Below are 18396 nucleotides of genomic sequence, written 5' to 3'. Positions count from 1 at the left end.
ATTCCCTTGCCAAGTCCCGCAACGCCGCATGGCGGCATTTGCCGCGCAACCCGCAGGGATGGGGCCCGTTTGGCGCAGCACGGCGTCGCTCGTCGTTCATTTGGAATGACCAAACTTCTCTCCTCGCTCCTTGTTCTGCGCCAAATGGGCCTCCGTCGCGGCCTACGCCAAAACGTCAACACCCCCTAGGACCTGCTTCATGCCGCTTCGCCTTTTCCTCTTCGTGCTGCTGGCGCTGGGCGCCGTGGCGCGTGCCGAAGAGCTGTCGTACCGCCGCGACGTCCAGCCGATCTTCACCGCCAAGTGTGTGGCCTGCCATGCCTGCTACGACTCGCCCTGCCAGCTCAATCTGGGCAGCGGCGAGGGCGTACAGCGCGGCGCCCACAAGCGGCCGGTCTACAACGGCCTGCGCACCGAGGCCGAGGAGCCCAGCCGGCTGTTCCTCGACGCCGAGGGCGAGGTGGCCTGGCGCCGCAAGGGCTTCCAGTCGGTGCTGGAGGGCGGCGGCCAGGCGGCGCTGCTGGCGCGTATGCTGGAACTCGGCCGCCGCCAGCCGCTGGAACACAATGCCCGGTTGCCCGAGGATCTGGAGATCGGCATCGGGCGCCAGAACAGCTGCCCGCTGCCCGGCGAGTTCGAAGCCTTCGCCCGCGACAATCCCCGGGCCGGCATGCCCTTCGCCGTCACCGGTCTGACCGACGGCGAATACGCGATCCTGAAGCAATGGCTGGCGCAGGGCGCGCCGGTCGACGCGGCACCGCTCGAACCGTCGCCGGCCGAGGCGGCGCAGATCGCCGACTGGGAGCGCCTGCTGAATGCCCAGGACAAGCGCTCCCGGCTGGTCGCCCGCTGGCTGTACGAGCATCTGTTCCTCGCCCATCTGCATTTCGAGGGCGGTGCGCCGGGGCATTTCTTCCAGCTGGTGCGCTCGCGCACACCGGCTGGCCAGCCGGTCGAGCCGATCGCCACACGGCGCGCCAACGACGACCCGGGCAGCGATTTCTACTACCGGCTGCGGCCGATCCGCGACGTGATCGTGCACAAGACGCACATCACCTATCCGCTCGGCCCGCAGAAGCTGGCGCGGGTGCGCGAGCTGTTTCTCGCCGGCGACTGGCAGGTGGTCGAGCTGCCCGGCTACGGCGCCCAGCGGCGCGCCAATCCGTTCGAAACCTTCGCGGCGATTCCGCCCGAGGCGCGCTACCGCTTCATGCTGGACAACGCCGAATACTTCGTGCGTACCTTCATCCGCGGCCCGGTGTGCCGCGGGCAGATCGCCACCGACGTGATCCGCGACCATTTCTGGACGCTCTTCCAGGCCCCCGAGCAGGACCGCTACCTGACCGACTCGCAGTACCGCAGCGAGGTGAGCCCACTGCTCGCGCTGCCCGGCCAGCTCGACGACATCGCCGGCCTGTGGAGCCTCTGGGGCACCTATATGGATCGGCTCAAGCGCTACGAAAACCTGCGCCGCCAGGCCTATGCCGAGCGCCCGGCCGAGTGGGCGGATCTGTGGAGCGGCAACGACAATGCGCTGCTGACCGTATTCCGCCAGCACGACAGTGCCTCGGTGCGCAAGGGACTGATCGGCACGGTGCCGCAGACCCTGTGGTGGCTGGATTTCCCGCTGTTCGAGCGCACCTACTACCAGCTGGTGGTGAATTTCGATGTGTTCGGCAATCTTTCCCACCAGTTGCAGACGCGCCTGTACTTCGACCTGATCCGCAACGGCGCCGAACAGAACTTCCTGCGTCTGCTGCCGGCCGGCACGCGCCAGGCGATCCTCGACAGCTGGTACGAGAACAGCGGCCAGCTCAAGCTCTGGCTGGCCTATACCGAGATCGACGGCCAGACCCCGTCGGCCCTCGGACTGCCACAGCACCAGCCGATCCGCAGCTTCGCCGCGCACCTGCTGGAGCGGCATGCGGCGATCAACGCCCGTCCCGATCCGCTCAACCGCTGCCGCTCGGCGCATTGCCATCGCCCCGGGGTGGCGCGTGAGCTGCAATACGCCGAGCAGGCGCTCAGCCATCTGGCCGGCCGGCCTGCCGCCAGCCTGCCGGTGGTGCTCGAGCTGCCGGAGGCCAGCCTGCTGCGCATCGAGTACGGCGAGGGGCGGCGGGAGATCTACAGCCTGCTGCGCAACCGGGCCCACAGCAACGTGGCGTTCATCTTCGGCGAGCAGCTGCGCCACCAGCCGGCGCTGGACAGCCTGACGCTCTATCCGGGCGTGTTGAGCAGCTATCCGAATTTTCTGTTCAACGTTCGCGCCGAGGAGGTGTCGGCCTTCGTCGCGGCGCTGGAGCAGGCGAGGGCGGGGACAGGCCTGGCGGCCGTCGTCGAGCGCTGGGGCATCCGCCGCAGCCATCCCGAATTCTGGCGCTATTTCAACGACCTCTCGGCCTGGCTGCGGGAAACCGAGCCGCTGGAGGCCGGGGTGCTGGACATGAACCGCTACCAGAACCTGTGAGGCGGCCCGTCTGTTGCGGACCTCCGGGCCTATTCCGACAAGCACGCTAGGACTTTATCCCCCAGGGTGCATGGCGTACACTCGTGAGCATATTCGCGAGGAGCTGCCATGAGCGCCATCATCATCACCGACGCCGCACACGACTATCTGGCCGAACTGCTGGCCAAGCAGAACGGCACCGACATCGGTATCCGCATCTTCATCACCCAGCCCGGCACGCCCAGCGCCGAAACCTGCATCGCCTACTGCAGGCCGGCCGAGCGGAATCCGGACGACACCGCCCTGGCGCTGAAGAGCTTCACCGCGTGGATCGACTCCGTCAGCGAGCCCTTCCTCGAGGATGCCGTGGTCGACTACGCCAGCGACCGCATGGGCGGCCAGCTGACCATCAAGGCGCCGAACGCCAAGGTGCCGATGATCGACGAGGACAGCCCGCTGGGCGAGCGGGTCAACTACTACCTGCAGACCGAGATCAATCCGGGCCTCGCCAGCCACGGCGGCCAGGTGAGTCTGGTGGACATCGTCGAGGAAGGCATCGCCGTGTTGCGTTTCGGCGGCGGCTGCCAGGGCTGCGGCATGGTCGACATGACCCTGAAGGACGGCGTGGAGAAGACCCTGCTGGAGCGCATCCCGGACCTCAAGGGCGTGCGCGACGCCACCGACCACAGCAACCGGGAAAACGCCTACTACTGACGGGTGAGGTTGGGGAGGAATGAGAAAAGGCGGCCATGGCCGCCTTTTTCGTTGCTGTGTTACCGGTCTTTTGCGAGGGGTACGTTTCTACCGTCTGGCTTCCTGCGCTGCGCCCTGTCGTGAAGCCTTGCCGGGGACAAGGCTTCATATTCGTTCGATGATCAGTCCGGCATTTTCCACGGGGCCAGGTCGAAGCCCTGGCGGGTCAGCTCCTGGCGGGTCTGCTGGATGACGGCGGCGAGTTTCTGCGGATCGGAATAGGTCGAGCAGGGAATGCGTTTGTGACCCAGGGTCCGCGTATTGCTGCGGTCCACTACGGTCAGGTTCAATTCACTGTTGATTTCCTGGGTCCAGGCGATGCATTGCAGGGGTTTGAACGCGCGGTTGGCGATCAGAAGAGCTTCGTTGAAACGGAGCGGATTGGTCATGGGGCGATCCTTCATTTGAGTACCATGATAAGGCCGTCTGACGCGGCCATTTGTTGTTGCAGGTAGTTAAAAAGCCATGTCGCGCGAACGCGACAAGAGTTTGGAACTTACCTGGGCAAACGGGTTCCTTCCGCTGCCCTGAAACTCGCATAACATGACTGAAGTATAGTCCAGCCTTTCCGGAGCAATGCAAATTTTTCCGACGTATGTCATCCCAGCATGTCCGCTTGGCGATAGAGCAGCAAGAGCTTGCGGGTGATGGTGTTCTGGATGTCGATCCGCTCGAAGTTGGACAGGTGGCTGAGCTTGCTGACCTGCAGGCGGTGCAGGTGGAGGTAGGGCAGCTGCTGGCCGAATTCGCGCAGGTCTCCCTTCATCAGGATGGGCAGGAAGACGTCGCCGAGCTTCTTCTGGTTGCTGATGATCTGCGCCAGCGCCTGCTTGAACGGCATGGTCTTGGGTATCGAGCGGCTTTCGCCCAGCTGTTTCGCCAGCATCAGGCCGGGCTTGCCGAATACCCGGCCGGGCAGAACGAAGAGCCCCGTCGGGCGCACGGCGAACGCGTCGATGCCGTGCAGGGTGTCGTGGAAGGCATAGGGGTTGGGCAGCACCACCATCTTCCGCCCGAGGTCGCTTGGAAAGTGCAGGTTGTAGTTGGTGTACAACTGGCGCACCGACTCCGAATAGACGCACAGTCGGTTCTCGAACAGCTGGATGAAGCGCTCGGCCAGCTCGCGGCGGGCAATGTGGTCCAGCTCCCAGATCAGGTCGGGGTTGGCCGGTTTGCTGAAGTCGACTTCCTGATGCTTCATGCTGCTCATGCGTGACTCTTTCTTGCGATCTAGTAATGGAGCTGCCGAGCGGGCGGCAGAATACCTGGCAAGCAACGGGCCGGTGAGCACTCGCGCAACCGAGGTTTCGCCGCTGGGCGATCAGTGCTCAATTGGCACCCGCGTCCACAGCATCCCAGCCCGCCTGCATAATGCCAAGAAGCTATGACTCAACCAGTGCCAAACGTCATAGATTGAAGTTTGCGGCAGCGTCCGTTCCGCTCTGCTAGCATGCCGGCCCGCAAGAGGGGCGGGCAACCGGGATTCCGTTTCCTCCTGTACGGGTCATTGACAGGTGTTGTCCGCGCCTATCCATCACGGGCGAGCGGACGGCCGCATTTTTCGCATTTGGGAGAGGGGATCGATGGAGCTTTGGCTCGCCGCGCAGGCGTTCATCTTGGGGGTGGTCGAGGGATTGACCGAATTTCTGCCGATATCCAGCACCGGGCACCAGATCATCGTCGCCGATCTGCTCGGCTTCGGCGGCGACCGGGCCAAGGCATTCAATATCATCATCCAGCTCGGGGCGATCCTCGCCGTGGTCTGGGAGTTTCGCCAGCGGATCTTCGGGGTGATCGTCGGCTTGCCGCGCGAGCGCCAGGCGCAGCGCTTCACCGCCAATCTGCTGGTCGCCTTCTTTCCGGCGGTGATCCTCGGCGTGGCCTTCGCCGATCTGATCGAGCACTGGCTGTTTAACCCGATCACCGTGGCCAGCGCGCTGGTGATCGGCGGTCTGGTCATGCTCTGGGCCGAGAAGCGCCAGCACGCCATCGAGGTGCATGCGGTGGACGACATGGGCTGGAAGCACGCCCTCAAGATCGGCTGCGCCCAGTGTCTGGCCATGATCCCGGGTACCTCGCGCTCGGCCTCGACCATCATCGGCGGCCTGCTGTTCGGCCTGTCGCGCAAGGCGGCCACCGAGTTTTCCTTCTTCCTCGCCATGCCGACCATGGTCGGCGCTGCCGTCTATTCCGGCTACAAGCACCGTGCCCTGTTCGAAAACGGCGGCGATCTGCCGGTCTTCGCGCTGGGCTTCGTCGTCTCCTTCATCTTCGCCATGCTCGCCGTGCGCGCGCTGCTCAGGTTCATCGCCAGCCACAGCTATGCGGTGTTCGCCTGGTACCGCATCGGCTTCGGCCTGCTGATTCTCGCCACCTGGCAGATGGGCATGATCGACTGGAGTACGGCGCAAGGCTGAGGACGGAGCGCTCATGGAACGACGCGGGGTGCTGAAAAGCTGGGATGACGGCAAGGGCTTCGGCTTCATCCAGCCGGAGGCGGGAGGCGAGCAACTGTTCGTGCACATCTCGGCGATGCGTGGCGACCGCCGGCCCAGGGCGGGCGAGACGGTGCTGTTCGTCGCCGGGCGCGACCGGGAGGGGCGGATGCGGGCCAGGCACATGCGCCATGCCGAGCTGAGCCTCGACTGCCCGTCGATCCGCCAGCCGCCGCGGACGAGGGGCCGCGTACGCAACCTGCTGCCCAAGCTCCTGGCGTTCTGCGGGCTTTGCGCATTGCCGCTCGGCGGTGCGCTGCAACTGCCGCACGACGGCCCGTTCTGGGCGCTGGGCGGCTACGTGCTGTTCAGCCTGGTCAGCTTCCTGCAGTACTGGCTGGACAAGAGGCGTGCGGCAAGCGGTCGCTGGCGCATTCCGGAGGCCAGCCTGCATGCCGTCGAGTTGCTCGGCGGCTGGCCCGGTGCGCTGCTGGCGCAGCAGACGTTCCGCCACAAGACCCGCAAGATCGCCTATCAGCTGGGGTTCTGGGGCATCGTGCTGCTGCACCAGGCGGCGTGGATCGACTACCTGTATTTCCAGCGGCTGTTCGCCTCGGCCATCGTGCAGCGCTTTCTCGGCTAGGCTGGTATCTCCCAACCCTTCAAGGAGCTGCACCATGCCGCTGTCCATGTATCAGGCGTCGATTCCCGTATTTGTCCGCATGCTGGGCAACCTATCGGCCATCCTGCACAAGGCCGAGGCCTATGCCGAAGCCCGCAAGATCGCCCCTGCGGTACTGGTCAACGCGCGCCTGGCGCCGGACATGCTGCCGCTGAGCAGCCAGATCCAGATCGCCAGCGACACCGCCAAGGGCTGCGCCGCGCGCCTGGCCGGGGTGGAGATTCCCAGCTACCCGGACACCGAGAGCAGCTTCGCCGAGTTGCAGGAGCGCATCGCCAAGACCGTGGTCTTTCTCGAGAGCATCGACGCCGCGCAGCTCGATGGCAGCGAGGAGCGGCCCATCACGCTGAGCTTTCCCAAAATGGAGCTGAAGTTCGGCGGCAGCGAATACCTGCTCGGCTTCGTCCTACCCAACTTCTATTTCCACCTCACCACCGCCTACGCCATCCTGCGCCACAACGGCCTGGATATCGGCAAGCTGGACTTTCTCGGCAAGCCGCCGGCCTGATCCGGGGAACAAGCCCCGCGCGGGGCGGGGCTTGTTTTCTGCAGCACGGCCTCAGATGAGTACGCCCTGGCTGCGCAGGTAGTCGTCGTAGCTGCCGCTGAAGTCGGTCACGCCGCTCTCGGAAAGCTCGATGATGCGGGTCGCCAGCGAGCTGACGAACTCGCGGTCATGGCTGACGAAGATCAGCGTGCCCGGGTAGTTCTCCAGCGCCAGGTTGAGCGCCTCGATGGATTCCATGTCGAGGTGGTTGGTCGGCTCGTCCATCACCAGCACGTTGGGCTTGTTGAGGATCAGCTTGCCGAACAGCATGCGGCCCTGTTCGCCGCCGGAAATCACCTTCACCGATTTCCGGATGTCGTCGTTGGAGAACAGCATGCGCCCGAGGGTGCCGCGGATCAGCTGCTCGCCGCCCTGGGTCCACTGGCCCATCCAGTCGAACAGGGTCATGTCCTGTTCGAAGTCGTCGGCGTGGTCCTGGGCGAAATAGCCGACCTCGGCGCTTTCGGTCCACTTCACCTCGCCGGACAGCGGTGGCATCTCGCCGACCATCGTGCGCAGCAGGGTGGTCTTGCCGATGCCGTTGGGGCCGATGATCGCCACCCGCTCGCCGGCCTCGATCTGCATCGACAGGCCCTTGAACAGCGCATTGCCGTCGAAGCCCTGGCTGACCTTCTCGAGGGTCACCGCCTGGCGGTGCAGCTTCTTGGTCTGCTCGAAGCGGATGAACGGGCTGACCCGGCTGGACGGCTTGACCTCTTCGAGCTGGATCTTGTCGATCTGCTTGGCGCGGCTGGTGGCTTGCTTGGCCTTGGAGGCGTTGGCCGAGAAGCGGCTGACGAAGGTCTGCAGTTCGGCGATCTGCGCCTTCTTCTTGGCGTTGTCGGCCAGCAGGCGCTCGCGGGCCTGGGTCGCCGCGGTCATGTACTCGTCGTAGTTGCCGGGGAACAGGCGCAGCTCGCCGTAGTCCAGGTCGGCCATGTGCGTGCACACGCTGTTCAGGAAGTGGCGATCGTGGGAAATGATGATCATGGTGGAGTTGCGCGCGGTGAGCACGCCCTCCAGCCAGCGAATGGTGTTGATGTCCAGGTGGTTGGTCGGCTCGTCGAGCAGCAGCACGTCCGGGTTGGAAAACAGCGCCTGGGCCAGCAGCACGCGCAGCTTCCAGCCGGGGGAGACGGCGCTCATCGGGCCGAAGTGCTGCTCCAGCGGAATGCCCACCCCGAGCAGCAGCTCGCCGGCGCGGGACTCGGCGGTGTAGCCGTCCATCTCGGCGAATTGCACTTCAAGGTCGGCGACCTTCATGCCGTCCTCTTCGCTCATCTCCGGCAGCGAATAGATGCGGTCGCGCTCGGCCTTCACGTTCCACAGTTCCTCGTGGCCCATGATCACGGTGTCGATCACCGTGAAGGCCTCGTAGGCGAACTGGTCCTGGCGCAGCTTGCCGAGTCGCACATTGGGCTCGAGCATGACCTGGCCGGCGGAGGGCTCGAGGTCGCTGCCGAGGATCTTCATGAAGGTCGATTTGCCGCAACCGTTGGCGCCGATCAGGCCGTAGCGGTTGCCGTTGCCGAACTTGACGGAAACGTTCTCGAACAGCGGCTTGGCGCCGAACTGCATGGTGATGTTGGCGGTAGAGATCAAGGGGCTTACCTATCAATGGTTTACGCTGGGTCTATTTCAGGCTTGGGCCACTTTTGGGGCAATCTTGAGCTTTTTCAGCTCTTCCCAATCGTTACTTGAGTTCAACCAGCGCGCATACGTGGAGAGCAGCATCTGGACGCTATGACCAAGTTGCTGCGCAATAAAGGCGGGGTTCATGCCTGACATGAGGCATATTGTTGCATAGGTGTGTCGGCAGTTGTACGGAGGCCGATAGCGGACGCCCAGTTCCTTGAGGGTAGGGCGCCATTGGTGGTGGATGTTCGAGGTCTCCTTGACATGCTCGTTATTCTTTGACGGTGGAAAGATATAGGGCGTCTCCTTGATCTTGCCCTGACCACTCCGCCGGCGCTCGGCATAGCCCTTGGCAAATTCGATCGCGTGCATGGCTCGGTCGTTGAGCAAGACGAAGCGGTCCCTGCCTGTCTTGGTGCGCTCCTGTACCTCGCCTAGAGCAATGGTTCTGCACACATGGGCTGTGCGTCTCTCGGTGTCGATCGCATCCCACCGCATGGCCAGTGCCTCGGATAGGCGCATGTCGGTGTAAAACACAAATTCGAAGTAGGCTGCATAGATCCTGCTCGGCCAATGGTCGCTGGCATATAGGTGCGCGATGATCCGCTCAGCCTCGTCCTGGGTGAATGGGTCGATCTCCTTCTTCGTGCGCTTGGGCAGCTCAATGGAGTCGGCCGGGTTTTTCTGGATCAGCCCGTCAGCAGCGGCGGAGGCCAGGACGGTGCTGATCTTCGTCAGTGCATTGCGTTTCACGCCGGGTGAGGCCTATTGGATTTCAGAGGTGATTCGCCGGAGCAGGGTGGGGGTTATTGCCACCAGCTGAGTGACAGCCAGGTGCGGCATCCAGTAGTTGTTGAGCGCGCTCTTGTAATTATTCCTAGTGCAGTTTCATAGATGAAGTTGTGGAAATTATGGCATCAGGCGATGCTATGCCCCATGAAAGCACCTCTATTCGTTCGCCCTTTGACTACCGAGGAACGGCAGGCCCTGCAGGTTGGCTTGCGTGCCCGGGAAGCCTTCACGCTGCGGCGCTGCCAGATCCTGCTGGCCAGCGCTGACGGCAAGACCGCCACGGAAATTGCCGCTCTGTTCGGCTGCGCCACGCAAACCGTACGCAACACCCTGCGGGCCTTTGCCGCCGAGGGGGTGTCTTGCCTGACGGAGAAGTCGCATCGGCCCAAACGTGTCCGTCCCTTGCTTGCGGGCACGCAGGCCGAGCGCTTGCGCTCTTTGCTGCACCGCAGCCCCCGCGATTTCGGCAAGCCCACCCGCTTGTGGACCTTGAGCCTGGCCGCCGAGGTGGCCTTCGAGCAGGGGCTGACCGAACGGCAACTGAGCTATGAGTCGATCCGCCAGACGCTGATACGCCTGGGCGTGGGCTGGAAGCGGGCCAAGACCTGGATTACCAGCCCGGATCCCCACTATGCGCGCAAAAAAAGCGACGCGACTGGCTGATCGAACTGGCCACAACGCACCCGGACTGGGTGCTGGGTTTTCAGGACGAGGTCTGGTGGAGTCGTTTTGCGCGCCCATCCCTGAAGGCCTGGAGCGCGGGTCAGGCCCTGCGCCTGCAGCAGTTGTCGGTGGATCCGCAGGATGCCGGACCCAAGGCGCTGAGCTGCTATGGCCTGCTGCGCGCCGACACGGGGCAGATGCTGCTGCGTTTCGTCAAGGGCCGCCCGGTCAGCCAGGTGACCGAGGACTTCCTGGAGTGGGTCTGCGAGCGCCTGGCGAGCGAGGGGAAGAAGGCGCTGCTGATGATCTGGGACAACGCCAGCTGGCATATCAGCCACCGGGTGCGGGCCTGGATCGGGGCGCACAACCGCCGGGCCAGGGCCGAGGGTGGCGTACGGATCGTAACCTGCCGCCTGCCGAGCAAGAGCCCCTGGCTGAACCGGATCGAGCCCCGCTGGGTGCATGGCAAGCGGGCGATCCATGAACCCGAACGCCCGCTGACCAGCGCTGAGGTGATGGAGCGAGTCTGCACCTATTACGGTTGTGAACAGCTCCCGCCACTTGAACAGGATGTTGGTTGAAACTGCACTAGTGCCTCCGGCAATCTCGCGACTGTCGAGCCATAACTGGGCATATTCGCCAAATGTGGGGGCTGAAAACTCTGGAGCGTTCACTGACCTCGGGAACAGCTCGGCATATTTGGCATCTGTAAAGATGCCATGTCGGATCAGATCCTTTACCTGATCTCTAAGACGGGATGCAGCCACGATGCCCGATTTCGTCGGGGGATAGTTGAGCGTTTCGGAGTGCCTTTTTCCGTTCCAGACGAAGCGAATGCGGATTGTGTCGCCTCGGATCTCCAGCCCGGCGGGCAAACCCATTGGCTTTCTAGCCACTCTTCATACCTCTTTCGACTGTAAATGATACTGCGGCCATTACGGTTCCAGACGCCTTCGGGGATCTGCCCGCGTGCGCGGCGTCCTTCCAGGGCGCGCTTGGTGATGCCAAGAAACTCAGCCATCTGTTTTTCCGAAACCTTGTCAGGAGCGTCATCGGTCATTTGGCAATACTCTCCTGCCCGGCGCGGCTTGGCCGGGGAGTGTGGGTGGAGTGGGATTACTTGCTGCGCTGGAACTGCGTGCAGCGGACGATGACTGTCTGGCCGGCGCGCTTGAGTTCCGGCATCGATGCGAAGGGCAGGGCGCTGCAGTTGCTCAGGGCGTGGCGGCAGGCTGCGCACATGCCGCCTTTGGGCTGGTGGGTCATTGCTGCGACTCCTTCCCGTACACGGCATCCAGCCAGCCGGCGTACTCCATGATGTCGCGGATCATTATGTTGCGGCCGTCCCACTCTCTGCCCACCCGGTCGCTGCTCTCGTCATCGCACTCCCGGCAGGCGCGCAGGTAGTCGTTGAGGGCCTCTGCTGCCGATTCGAGCTTCTTCGCGCAGGTCACTGCAGCCTTCTTGCGCTTGGCGATGGCTCGCTGGGTGCGCTTGCGGTCGTTGTCGCTCAGCCAGTCGTCGCCGGCCATAGCAAGTTGGGTCATTTGGTCTGCTCCATATCGGTAGTTATTGCCTTGACGGTCGGCGCCCCGATGACACGCGCGTCGCGCAGGTCCAGAGCCCGCAGCACGCGGGCGACGGCCGCCTCAGCGGCCTGGTGGTAGACCTGGGCCAGGTCGCAAGTAGGTCCCCAGCTGCCGACGTTGGATATTTCGATGGTCAGCTGGACCTTGGCGTGAGTGGTCAGGCGCGCGCTTGGCTTGCTCAATTCGTGAACTCCTTGGTGTCAGAATGCGAAAGCGAAGTTGGTGCCGACCGGCGGCAGATCGCGGTCGGGATAGGGGGCGGAAGTGATATTTCGGGCGCCATCTCAGGCGCTGGGGCGGCATCCACGTCGAAGGGAGTGCCAACCAACGGTGTTGTCGTTGGCCAGGGGATCAGGCCCTCGTCGCTCCTGCACGGGGCCCAGCGGGCTATCAGGTCCCATACATTGGCGAAGAACCCGCCATGCCCAACGCAGTAACCCCCGGTCAGGTAGTCCACGCGGATGAGTTGGTCGCGCGGAGGCTGCTCGGAGGTCGGCCGCCAGTCGAGTTCTGTCGTGCGGGCCGGGCGAGGGATAGCTTTTTCCGGTGAGCAGTAGGGCGGCTCGCTTGGTTCGCCCGGATCTGGAGCATCAAGCGCCTCAAACTGCTGGCGAGCCTCGGTGCCGGCGGCGACTACCTGCCGCCGATCAGCAGAGCGTCGAAGTGGCAGCGCCCGTAGGACCGGCACTCCTGAAATTCGAGGACTGCGCGCTGCTTCGAGCGCGCCGCCTGGCTTGACTTCATCTGTCCGCCGCAACTGCATTGCATGGGATTCTCCTTGTGGCTACCGGCGGGGGATGGCGGCCTTGGGCGCTGGGGCGATCAAGCGGGATGGAAGGTCCACGGGCTCGCCGCGGTTGAGCCTGCAGGTCGGGCACTGGCAGGCCTGGATGCTTTCGCCGCTGTCGCGGCAGTAGGTTGGTCTGCTAATCGAGGATTCCTATCTTTCAGGCACACAACAGCAGCTCCTGCACAACTTCGCCTGTCTCGACGAAGTACCAGTCGCTGTCGGTCAAGTTGTTGATCATGAAACGCGCGAACTCATCGGGCGGTGTGCGCCGCATGATCCGCTCGAACTTGTGGGGTTGGCCTCGCCAAGTTGGCTCGGCGCCGATCAGCCGTGCCGCGGCAAGGTTGTGATGGCCATCTATCAGCAGCCGGTACCGCCGGCCGTGCAGCTCAAGCTCCACCGTTCGAACAACGAACACCTTGAAGTTCTGTGCCTTGCGCCGGACTGTCTCTGGGTTCAGGTGGCGTTGAGAGCTGATGAGGGGCGGGTGGAATTGGTTTTCTATGGGCATGGGGAGTCCTTGCTGGCCGTATGTCGACCGGCATGTTTTGCAGTAAGTGGTGAGCTACGTTGGTATCGAGACAGCTGTAGAGGGCTGGCATCCCTCAGGAGGGGATCATGGCGATCTATATCGTTACGAAGGTTCGTATCACCGACGATGAAGTCAAAGGTTTCATGTGGGCCCAGGCCGATGGCGGCTCGAATAGGTTTCTCGAGAAAGAACATGAGGCGACTGTCGATGAGGTCATCGATTCGATAGACCGCGGTGACATTGTCGAGATGATGTTCGAGACTGGCTCTGGGCGGGTATCTGGCGGGCGGTTTCTAAAGAAAGCTCTGCCAGGAGGCAACGCTACCGTCATCGAGGAGCGAGGCGGGCCTGGGAGAAATATCAGCGATTTGCCAAGATTTTAGGTCGCGTCTCTCTTCTCCAGGTTCGCCAGATCAGGCCAGCATGCGCTGCTGAATCTGCAACTCCTCGGCGAACAGGGCAGAGATCAGCGCACGCATCGGCGGCGGGCTGACGCTGTTGCCGACGAAGCGCACCTGCACCTTCTTCGAGAAGGTCCGTCCGTCGTGCCCGCGGTCGAAGACGTAGCCCTTCGGGAAGCCCTGGGCGGCGTAGAGCTCGGCCGGGGTGAGCATGCGCATGCCGATGTCGACGATGACGTAGGGCGTGCCGCGCACCGTGACGGTGACCAGGGCCAGCCGGTCCTTGGTCGTGATGGTGTGCAGCGGGTCGCGCAGGTCCTGCCCGTCGCCTTGGCCGTAGTACTTGGTCAGGAATGCGGCTATACGCAGGGCGCCGGCCTCGACATCCGGTGACAGCGTGCAGGCGACCAGTGCGTGGTGCTCTGCTCCGGCAGTGATCACCGATACCGGCTCCGTCACCCCGCGGCCCACGCAGTTCTTGCGTAGGGTCATCAGGCTGGCAGTCACCAATTATGCCGAAGACGGCAAAGGTGCTCATGGCTTTTTCTCCAGACAAACGGTGCCGCCCGAACTCAAACGGCTGAAATCAAAAGGAAATCCTGTGGTCTAATGAGATCGGCCCAAATTTTCAGGGGAGAATCTTGTGAGCCGAGTAGTGAGAAACATCCGCAAAAATTTGGATTCAGTAGCCGCCAACAATGAGGCTGCTGCGATTGAGGTCATGCGAGCGATTGAACAGCTCGATAACGGATTACTTCGCCAGCGGCTGCTGAGAGTGGTCCATCATCTGAACCAGGATGCCGGCGAGTTACATGCTCTTCGGCATGCAGTGTCGGATCAGAAAATACGGCGAGCGTAGCGGTGTGCACGCCATATCACCGTGACAGGTAGGCGTGACAGCTACGGCAGGCGGATCAGCTCGGCCAGGGCCTCATCGCTGAGGCGGTCGGCGCCGTGGATGAGCCGGGTGATCAGATCCTGCGGTTCCTCGATGCCGGTGCGCTCCATGGAGCGAATCAGCTTGGCATCGGTGGCGTGAAACAGGTCGAGCTTAATGCGGCGGGAGAGGAGGCGAACGAGGCGTTCCTCTTCCTTGAGTTTCTTGCGCTCGCGCTCTTCGCGTTTGCGTTCTGCGGCGGTCTTGGCAGTCATGGAAAGCATCGCTCCAGCAACTCTGCTCCGTGCCGATTCTTCATACCCTCGGCCTTGGCGAGCATGGCCAGCGCATCTACGTGGCGCCGCCAGTCGGCTGCGTTCACTGCGTCGATGCCGATCGAGTTGCCAGCCAGTAGCCAGGCCAGGGCGGCGTGTGGGGTTCGTTCGGGGGTGCGCTTCCGGGCTACTTGCTGGCGCCGGCCCAGCTCAATGTCCTGCATGGCTGTTCTCCATTTGTCGTGCGCATGGGGAAGCCTCCTCGAGCAGATGAGGTGGCTTTCTGATGAGTACGGGGGAAGAGGGAGGAGGGTGTGGCCGGCTACGCCGGCCAGGCGGGCACTCTATCGCCGCTGGCGTGCCTACCAGTAGGGTGGGAATGGAAACCCAGGCTTGCAGATTATTCAAACCGACAGCGCGCCTTATCGGGGTCGTGAAACCCGACGTGGCCATTGCAGAAATGGCCAGCTAACGCATGCCGGCATACCGATCTGCCGACGGTTTTCCTAGCGTAGGCCGAGGAGGTAGCACACAGCCAAACGGCTAGCAGCCTGTCGGGCTTTCCCATGGTTTTCTGCGATCATGGCTGCCGACCTTCCGCGAGCCCCAGCATGAGCCGTTTCCGCCCAGTTGATCGTCACACCAGCTACTTGCTACCGCCTTCCATCGAGGACTGGCTGCCGGAGAATCATCTGGCACGCTTCATCGTGGAGGTGGTGGAGGGGCTTGATGTCAGTGTCATGGCCAAGGCCTATGCCGGACGCGGCAGCGCCGCCTACCACCCGTCGATGCTGTTGGCGCTGCTGATCTATGGCTACGCCACCGGCGTGTTTTCCAGCCGCAAGATCGAGCGCGCCACCCACGACTCGGTGGCCTTTCGCTTCATCGCCGCCGGCGCCTACCCAGATCACGATACGCTGGCCAGCTTCCGCCGCCGCTTTCTTGACGAACTGGCCGGTCTGTTTGTGCAGGTGCTGCAGATGGCGCAGGAAATGCACCTGCTCAGCTTGGGTACGATCAGCCTGGACGGCACCAAGATCCACGCCAACGCCTCGCGGCACAGCGCGCTGTCCCATGGACATATCGAACAGCTCGAAAGCCAGCTCAAGGCCGAAGTGCGCTCGCTGCTCGATCTAGCCGAGCAGGCGGATCAGTCGGCGATGCCGGGCGGCATGAGCCTGCCGGAGGAAATCGCCCGCCGTGAAGCCCGCCTGGCGGCCATGGCCGAGGCGAAAGCCAAGATCGAAGCCCGTGCCAAGGTACGCTTCGCCAGGGAACACACCGAGTATCAAGCCAAGCTGGCGCAGCGGGAGGCCAAGGCTGCAGCCCGCGGCAAAAAACCGGGCGGCAAACCGCCCAAGCCGCCGGTCGCGGGGCCAACGGCCAAAGACCAGGTCAATCTGACCGATGCGGACTCGTGCATCATGCCCGTGTCGGGCGGCGGCTTCGAACAGGCCTACAACGCCCAAGCGGCGGTGGATACGACCAGCATGCTGGTGGTGGCGTCGGCCGTCACCCAGGCCTGCAACGACAAGGAACAAGTCGTGCCGATGCTGGCGCAACTGGCCGAATTGCCCAAAGCCCTGGGTAATCCCGAGCACTTGCTGACCGACAGCGGCTACTACAGTGCCGCCAATGCCAGCGCCTGCACCGCGAGTGGCATCGAGCCGCTGATGGCGGTCAAGCGGGAGGAGCATCACCCGTCGCCTTGCGCCCGCTTCACCGAACCGCCGGCCCTGGCCGCCGACGCGAGCCCGGCGCAGCGCATGACGCACAAGCTGCAAACACAAGCGGGCCGCGCGCTGTATGCGTTGCGCAAGCAAACGGTGGAACCGGTGTTCGGCATCATCAAAGCGGTGCTGGGCTTCCGGCAATTCTCGCTGCGCGGTCTGGACAAGGTCAGCGGTGAATGGGCTCTGGTGTGCCTGGCGCGGAACCTGAAGCGCATGGCCGTATTGCGCCTACAGATCGGGAATTGGGCAAAAAACAGACCTAAATCCGGGAAAATCGGTCAAAACTGCCTGATTTCTGGCAAAGCCGATGCTCTATCTGCCTGCGGCGCTCAAGTCCGACAGGCTGCTAGCTGAATGAATAGCCCTTGCCGAGCTTTGCTCAGGTCAGCTTGAGAGAGGGGCACGAAGGAAGAGGTGGGCCGGTTACGCCGGCCAGACGATCACTCTATCGACATCTGCGTGACTACAGACTGATCCGGTGAATACTTCCGTGTCTTGCAGATTACTTGAACCGACTGCGCGCCTTGCCGGGAACGAGATACCGGCGTGGCCACTTCGGAGGTGGCCGGCTGACGCTGACGACATACCGATCTGCCGACGGCTTGGACTGACATGAGCATCTCTTGCAACTTCTCCCCGGATTAGCTGGGGAGTGCTCAGTAAGCTAAGCCCTTGGATAGGGCCTCGCTATACCCTGCGGTGGGAAGGTCCTTCCCACAAAAGCGGGGTGGAGGGATGGCCGGTTACGCCGGCCAAGCGTCTGCTCTGTCGCTGAAGGCGCAGATACCTTCTCTTTCGGCTTCGTCCATTCGGGCGGCGCCTTGGCTTCCGGTTTACTCGAACGAAGGCGCGCTTTAGTCCGGCGCTTTCGGCACTGACCTGCAATGAAGTCTCGATTGCGCTAACGCCTCCGCATGCCGAACCGGCACGGACTTAAAAATCTGGTTACCCAAGGGTGGGTGCCTTGCCTGGAGCTGGGAAGGATGGCCGTCTTTCCGGCCTGTCATCTGCTCTGTCGCCAGCTGCGCAGATACAGCCAAAAGCAGGAGATGAGCACAAACGTGGCTTGCGAATTACTCGAACCTGCAGCACGCTTACTGATGGGGACGAGCCACCAGCATGACTGTAAGCAGTGGTCAACTAACGCTGCAGGCATGCCGATTCGCCAGCGGCTTGCAAATGATAGCGTGCTTTTTAATTTTGTGAAGCCAGTCACATTTATTGGCTTTGCAGCAACTCCGTTCAATTTTCGTTGCTGATTCGTTTCCGTATCTATCGACATCTGCGTGACTACAGATTGATCCGGTGAAGACTTCCATGTCTTGCAGATTACTCAAACCGGCTGCGCGCCTTGCGGAGGACGAGCTCCCGCGTGATCATTTCGGAGATGATCGGCTAACGCTGACGACATACCGATCTGCCAACGGCTTGAACTGACATGAGCATCTCTTGCAGCTTCTCCCCGGGTTCGCTGGGGAGTGCTCAGTAAGCTAAGCCCTTGGATGGGGCCTCGCTATACCCTGAGGTGGGTAGGTCCTTCCTACAAAACGGGGGTGGAGGGATGGCCGGTTACGCCGGCCAGGCAGTCACTCTGTCGACGCCTGCGTGACTACAGGCATAGTCCGGTGTCTAACTTCCGTGTCTTACAGATTACTCCAACCGACTGCGCGCCTTGCCGGGGCCGTTAGGCCTGGCGTGGCCATCATACGGATTGGCCGGCTAACGCTGACGGCATGCCGATCTGTCGGCGGCTTTTGCTTGGCGTCTTGCCAAGCAATAAAATGGTAACTCACTATAGTGTTACTTATATAGAAAAATTCCTTTTCATCCGCATTGATCCTTTTCGATATTGTTCCTTTCGAGCTATGAGGCCCGGCGAACCGGGCGCCTTCTGGTCAGTCGCTGCTGCTGGAGCAGCTCGACCCGCTGTCACTCGATGAGCTGGAGCCACTGTCACTGCTGTTCCAACTGCTGCTGCTCGAACAGGGGCTGCTGGATACCGGCTCATGGCTGCGGCGCCGGCAGTCGTCGTCGCTGGTTTCGTAGATGGGATTGGCGGGGTTCAGCGGGTGGAGCGGGTTCAACAGCGGGTTGTCGCTGCTCGGCCGCCTTGCCGCGGGCGGCGCACTGGAAAAGCCGCGAGTCGTGGTTCCGGCAGGTCTGCGCTCTACCTTGGGTTGCGGTGCTTCCTTCTTGCGCATGAACAGCGCCCTGAAAAGCTTCTTGAACATTGCGACTCCTCC

General features: G+C 62.7%; 20 protein-coding genes and 3 pseudogenes. 10 read left to right on the top strand and 13 right to left on the bottom strand.

What is annotated here, in order from left to right; translation table 11 throughout:
* The first annotated feature begins 199 nt into the window (after nt 1-199).
* Together ACG10_RS11170 and nfuA are read left to right on the top strand one after the other, a co-directional pair.
* Nucleotides 200-2470, top strand: coding sequence for a fatty acid cis/trans isomerase (locus tag ACG10_RS11170; protein ID WP_089168270.1), 2271 nt, complete (start codon nt 200-202; stop codon nt 2468-2470).
* Nucleotides 2471-2578: 108 nt separating this feature from the next.
* The gene (nfuA, locus tag ACG10_RS11165) at nt 2579-3163 is read left to right on the top strand and encodes a Fe-S biogenesis protein NfuA (RefSeq protein WP_089168269.1); all 585 of its coding nucleotides are present in this window, start codon (nt 2579-2581) and stop codon (nt 3161-3163) included.
* 161 nt (nt 3164-3324) lie between these two features.
* Here the strand turns inward: nfuA and ACG10_RS11160 are convergent, their stop codons facing one another.
* Together ACG10_RS11160 and ACG10_RS11155 are read right to left on the bottom strand one after the other, a co-directional pair.
* Nucleotides 3325-3591, bottom strand: coding sequence for a hypothetical protein (locus tag ACG10_RS11160; protein WP_039803844.1), 267 nt, complete (start codon nt 3589-3591; stop codon nt 3325-3327).
* Nucleotides 3592-3800: 209 nt separating this feature from the next.
* A complete protein-coding gene (locus ACG10_RS11155) occupies nt 3801-4412 on the bottom strand; it encodes a hypothetical protein (RefSeq protein ID WP_039803845.1) in 612 nt (203 codons plus the stop codon).
* A 373-nt stretch (nt 4413-4785) separates the two neighbouring features.
* On the opposite strand from ACG10_RS11155, the gene ACG10_RS11150 reads away from it, so the two are divergent.
* Genes ACG10_RS11150 through ACG10_RS11140 form a run of 3 tightly spaced genes read left to right on the top strand, consistent with a single transcriptional unit; the run spans nt 4786 to nt 6827 of the window.
* The gene (locus ACG10_RS11150) at nt 4786-5619 is read left to right on the top strand and encodes an undecaprenyl-diphosphate phosphatase (RefSeq protein WP_089168268.1); all 834 of its coding nucleotides are present in this window, start codon (nt 4786-4788) and stop codon (nt 5617-5619) included.
* 13 nt (nt 5620-5632) lie between these two features.
* Nucleotides 5633-6280 carry a DUF1294 domain-containing protein gene (locus tag ACG10_RS11145; RefSeq protein ID WP_089168267.1) on the top strand — a complete coding sequence of 216 codons (648 nt, stop codon included), beginning with the start codon at nt 5633-5635 and terminating at the stop codon, nt 6278-6280.
* A 34-nt stretch (nt 6281-6314) separates the two neighbouring features.
* Nucleotides 6315-6827: a DUF1993 domain-containing protein gene (locus ACG10_RS11140; RefSeq protein ID WP_039803849.1), complete on the top strand. Its 513-nt coding sequence runs from the start codon at nt 6315-6317 to the stop codon at nt 6825-6827.
* Between the two features lie 51 nt (nt 6828-6878).
* On the opposite strand, the gene ACG10_RS11135 is transcribed toward ACG10_RS11140, so the two are convergent.
* Complete coding sequence (locus tag ACG10_RS11135) at nt 6879-8468, bottom strand: ABC-F family ATPase (protein WP_039803851.1); 1590 nt, start codon at nt 8466-8468, stop codon at nt 6879-6881.
* 36 nt (nt 8469-8504) lie between these two features.
* Nucleotides 8505-9383, bottom strand: a pseudogene (locus ACG10_RS11130) (tyrosine-type recombinase/integrase); the annotation flags it as partial.
* 54 nt (nt 9384-9437) lie between these two features.
* On the opposite strand from ACG10_RS11130, the gene ACG10_RS11125 reads away from it, so the two are divergent.
* Together ACG10_RS11125 and ACG10_RS11120 are read left to right on the top strand one after the other, a co-directional pair.
* A complete protein-coding gene (locus tag ACG10_RS11125) occupies nt 9438-9956 on the top strand; it encodes a helix-turn-helix domain-containing protein (protein ID WP_089168266.1) in 519 nt (172 codons plus the stop codon).
* 29 nt (nt 9957-9985) lie between these two features.
* A complete protein-coding gene (locus ACG10_RS11120) occupies nt 9986-10537 on the top strand; it encodes a transposase (protein WP_089168265.1) in 552 nt (183 codons plus the stop codon).
* A gap of 153 nt (nt 10538-10690) precedes the next feature.
* On the opposite strand, the pseudogene ACG10_RS24815 reads toward ACG10_RS11120, so the two are convergent.
* The 5 genes and pseudogenes from ACG10_RS24815 to ACG10_RS11100 form a co-directional block, all read right to left on the bottom strand.
* Nucleotides 10691-10837 (bottom strand): annotated as a pseudogene (locus ACG10_RS24815) (Arm DNA-binding domain-containing protein); the annotation flags it as partial.
* 235 nt (nt 10838-11072) lie between these two features.
* Complete coding sequence (locus tag ACG10_RS23690; protein WP_157731435.1) at nt 11073-11222, bottom strand: hypothetical protein; 150 nt, start codon at nt 11220-11222, stop codon at nt 11073-11075.
* The gene (locus ACG10_RS11110; protein ID WP_089168264.1) at nt 11219-11503 is read right to left on the bottom strand and encodes a hypothetical protein; all 285 of its coding nucleotides are present in this window, start codon (nt 11501-11503) and stop codon (nt 11219-11221) included. Before ACG10_RS11110 ends, ACG10_RS23690 begins: the two co-directional genes overlap by 4 nt.
* Complete coding sequence (locus tag ACG10_RS11105) at nt 11500-11727, bottom strand: hypothetical protein (RefSeq protein WP_089168263.1); 228 nt, start codon at nt 11725-11727, stop codon at nt 11500-11502. Before ACG10_RS11105 ends, ACG10_RS11110 begins: the two co-directional genes overlap by 4 nt.
* A 765-nt stretch (nt 11728-12492) precedes the next feature.
* The gene (locus ACG10_RS11100) at nt 12493-12846 is read right to left on the bottom strand and encodes a hypothetical protein (RefSeq protein WP_089168262.1); all 354 of its coding nucleotides are present in this window, start codon (nt 12844-12846) and stop codon (nt 12493-12495) included.
* A gap of 107 nt (nt 12847-12953) precedes the next feature.
* Here ACG10_RS11100 and ACG10_RS11095 point away from each other — a divergent pair, with 107 nt between their 5' ends.
* Nucleotides 12954-13250: a hypothetical protein gene (locus ACG10_RS11095; RefSeq protein ID WP_089168261.1), complete on the top strand. Its 297-nt coding sequence runs from the start codon at nt 12954-12956 to the stop codon at nt 13248-13250.
* Nucleotides 13251-13280: 30 nt separating this feature from the next.
* On the opposite strand, the gene ACG10_RS11090 is transcribed toward ACG10_RS11095, so the two are convergent.
* The 3 genes from ACG10_RS11090 to ACG10_RS11075 form a co-directional block, all read right to left on the bottom strand.
* Entirely contained in the window at nt 13281-13760 is a 480-nt protein-coding gene (locus ACG10_RS11090; RefSeq protein WP_157731434.1) for a DNA cytosine methyltransferase, read from the bottom strand.
* Between the two features lie 408 nt (nt 13761-14168).
* The gene (locus tag ACG10_RS11080; protein ID WP_089168259.1) at nt 14169-14420 is read right to left on the bottom strand and encodes a hypothetical protein; all 252 of its coding nucleotides are present in this window, start codon (nt 14418-14420) and stop codon (nt 14169-14171) included.
* A complete protein-coding gene (locus ACG10_RS11075; protein ID WP_089168258.1) occupies nt 14417-14644 on the bottom strand; it encodes a hypothetical protein in 228 nt (75 codons plus the stop codon). The genes ACG10_RS11080 and ACG10_RS11075 overlap by 4 nt, the downstream gene beginning before the upstream one ends.
* A gap of 387 nt (nt 14645-15031) precedes the next feature.
* Between ACG10_RS11075 and ACG10_RS11070 the strand changes: the two are divergent.
* Nucleotides 15032-16387: pseudogene (locus tag ACG10_RS11070) on the top strand (IS1182 family transposase); the annotation flags it as partial.
* Nucleotides 16388-17136: 749 nt separating this feature from the next.
* Entirely contained in the window at nt 17137-17412 is a 276-nt protein-coding gene (locus ACG10_RS23685) for a hypothetical protein (RefSeq protein WP_157731433.1), read from the top strand.
* A gap of 636 nt (nt 17413-18048) precedes the next feature.
* Here the strand turns inward: ACG10_RS23685 and ACG10_RS11065 are convergent.
* Nucleotides 18049-18384: a hypothetical protein gene (locus ACG10_RS11065; RefSeq protein WP_089168257.1), complete on the bottom strand. Its 336-nt coding sequence runs from the start codon at nt 18382-18384 to the stop codon at nt 18049-18051.
* Nucleotides 18385-18396: the final 12 nt, after the last annotated feature.

The organism is Azotobacter chroococcum (assembly GCF_002220155.1).
In the GTDB taxonomy this organism is placed as follows: Bacteria; Pseudomonadota; Gammaproteobacteria; order Pseudomonadales; family Pseudomonadaceae; genus Azotobacter; species Azotobacter chroococcum.
The sequence above is the reverse complement of the archived record's forward strand: the minus strand, read 5'-3'. Positions and strand labels throughout refer to the sequence as shown.

Excerpts from the sequence above, each read along its gene's own strand:
- ACG10_RS11110 (WP_089168264.1), bottom strand. The coding sequence starts at position 11,503 with ATGACCCAACTTGCTATGGCCGGCGACGACTGGCTGAGCGACAACGAC.
- ACG10_RS11100 (WP_089168262.1), bottom strand. The coding sequence starts at position 12,846 with ATGCCCATAGAAAACCAATTCCACCCGCCCCTCATCAGCTCTCAACGC.
- ACG10_RS11150 (WP_089168268.1), top strand. The coding sequence starts at position 4,786 with ATGGAGCTTTGGCTCGCCGCGCAGGCGTTCATCTTGGGGGTGGTCGAG.
- ACG10_RS11090 (WP_157731434.1), bottom strand. The coding sequence starts at position 13,760 with ATGACCCTACGCAAGAACTGCGTGGGCCGCGGGGTGACGGAGCCGGTA.
- ACG10_RS11080 (WP_089168259.1), bottom strand. The coding sequence starts at position 14,420 with ATGACTGCCAAGACCGCCGCAGAACGCAAACGCGAAGAGCGCGAGCGC.
- nfuA (WP_089168269.1), top strand. The coding sequence starts at position 2,579 with ATGAGCGCCATCATCATCACCGACGCCGCACACGACTATCTGGCCGAA.
- ACG10_RS11095 (WP_089168261.1), top strand. The coding sequence starts at position 12,954 with ATGGCGATCTATATCGTTACGAAGGTTCGTATCACCGACGATGAAGTC.
- ACG10_RS23690 (WP_157731435.1), bottom strand. The coding sequence starts at position 11,222 with ATGACCCACCAGCCCAAAGGCGGCATGTGCGCAGCCTGCCGCCACGCC.
- ACG10_RS11145 (WP_089168267.1), top strand. The coding sequence starts at position 5,633 with ATGGAACGACGCGGGGTGCTGAAAAGCTGGGATGACGGCAAGGGCTTC.
- ACG10_RS11170 (WP_089168270.1), top strand. The coding sequence starts at position 200 with ATGCCGCTTCGCCTTTTCCTCTTCGTGCTGCTGGCGCTGGGCGCCGTG.
- ACG10_RS11125 (WP_089168266.1), top strand. The coding sequence starts at position 9,438 with ATGAAAGCACCTCTATTCGTTCGCCCTTTGACTACCGAGGAACGGCAG.
- ACG10_RS11065 (WP_089168257.1), bottom strand. The coding sequence starts at position 18,384 with ATGTTCAAGAAGCTTTTCAGGGCGCTGTTCATGCGCAAGAAGGAAGCA.
- ACG10_RS11075 (WP_089168258.1), bottom strand. The coding sequence starts at position 14,644 with ATGCAGGACATTGAGCTGGGCCGGCGCCAGCAAGTAGCCCGGAAGCGC.
- ACG10_RS11160 (WP_039803844.1), bottom strand. The coding sequence starts at position 3,591 with ATGACCAATCCGCTCCGTTTCAACGAAGCTCTTCTGATCGCCAACCGC.
- ACG10_RS23685 (WP_157731433.1), top strand. The coding sequence starts at position 17,137 with ATGGCCGTCTTTCCGGCCTGTCATCTGCTCTGTCGCCAGCTGCGCAGA.
- ACG10_RS11155 (WP_039803845.1), bottom strand. The coding sequence starts at position 4,412 with ATGAGCAGCATGAAGCATCAGGAAGTCGACTTCAGCAAACCGGCCAAC.
- ACG10_RS11140 (WP_039803849.1), top strand. The coding sequence starts at position 6,315 with ATGCCGCTGTCCATGTATCAGGCGTCGATTCCCGTATTTGTCCGCATG.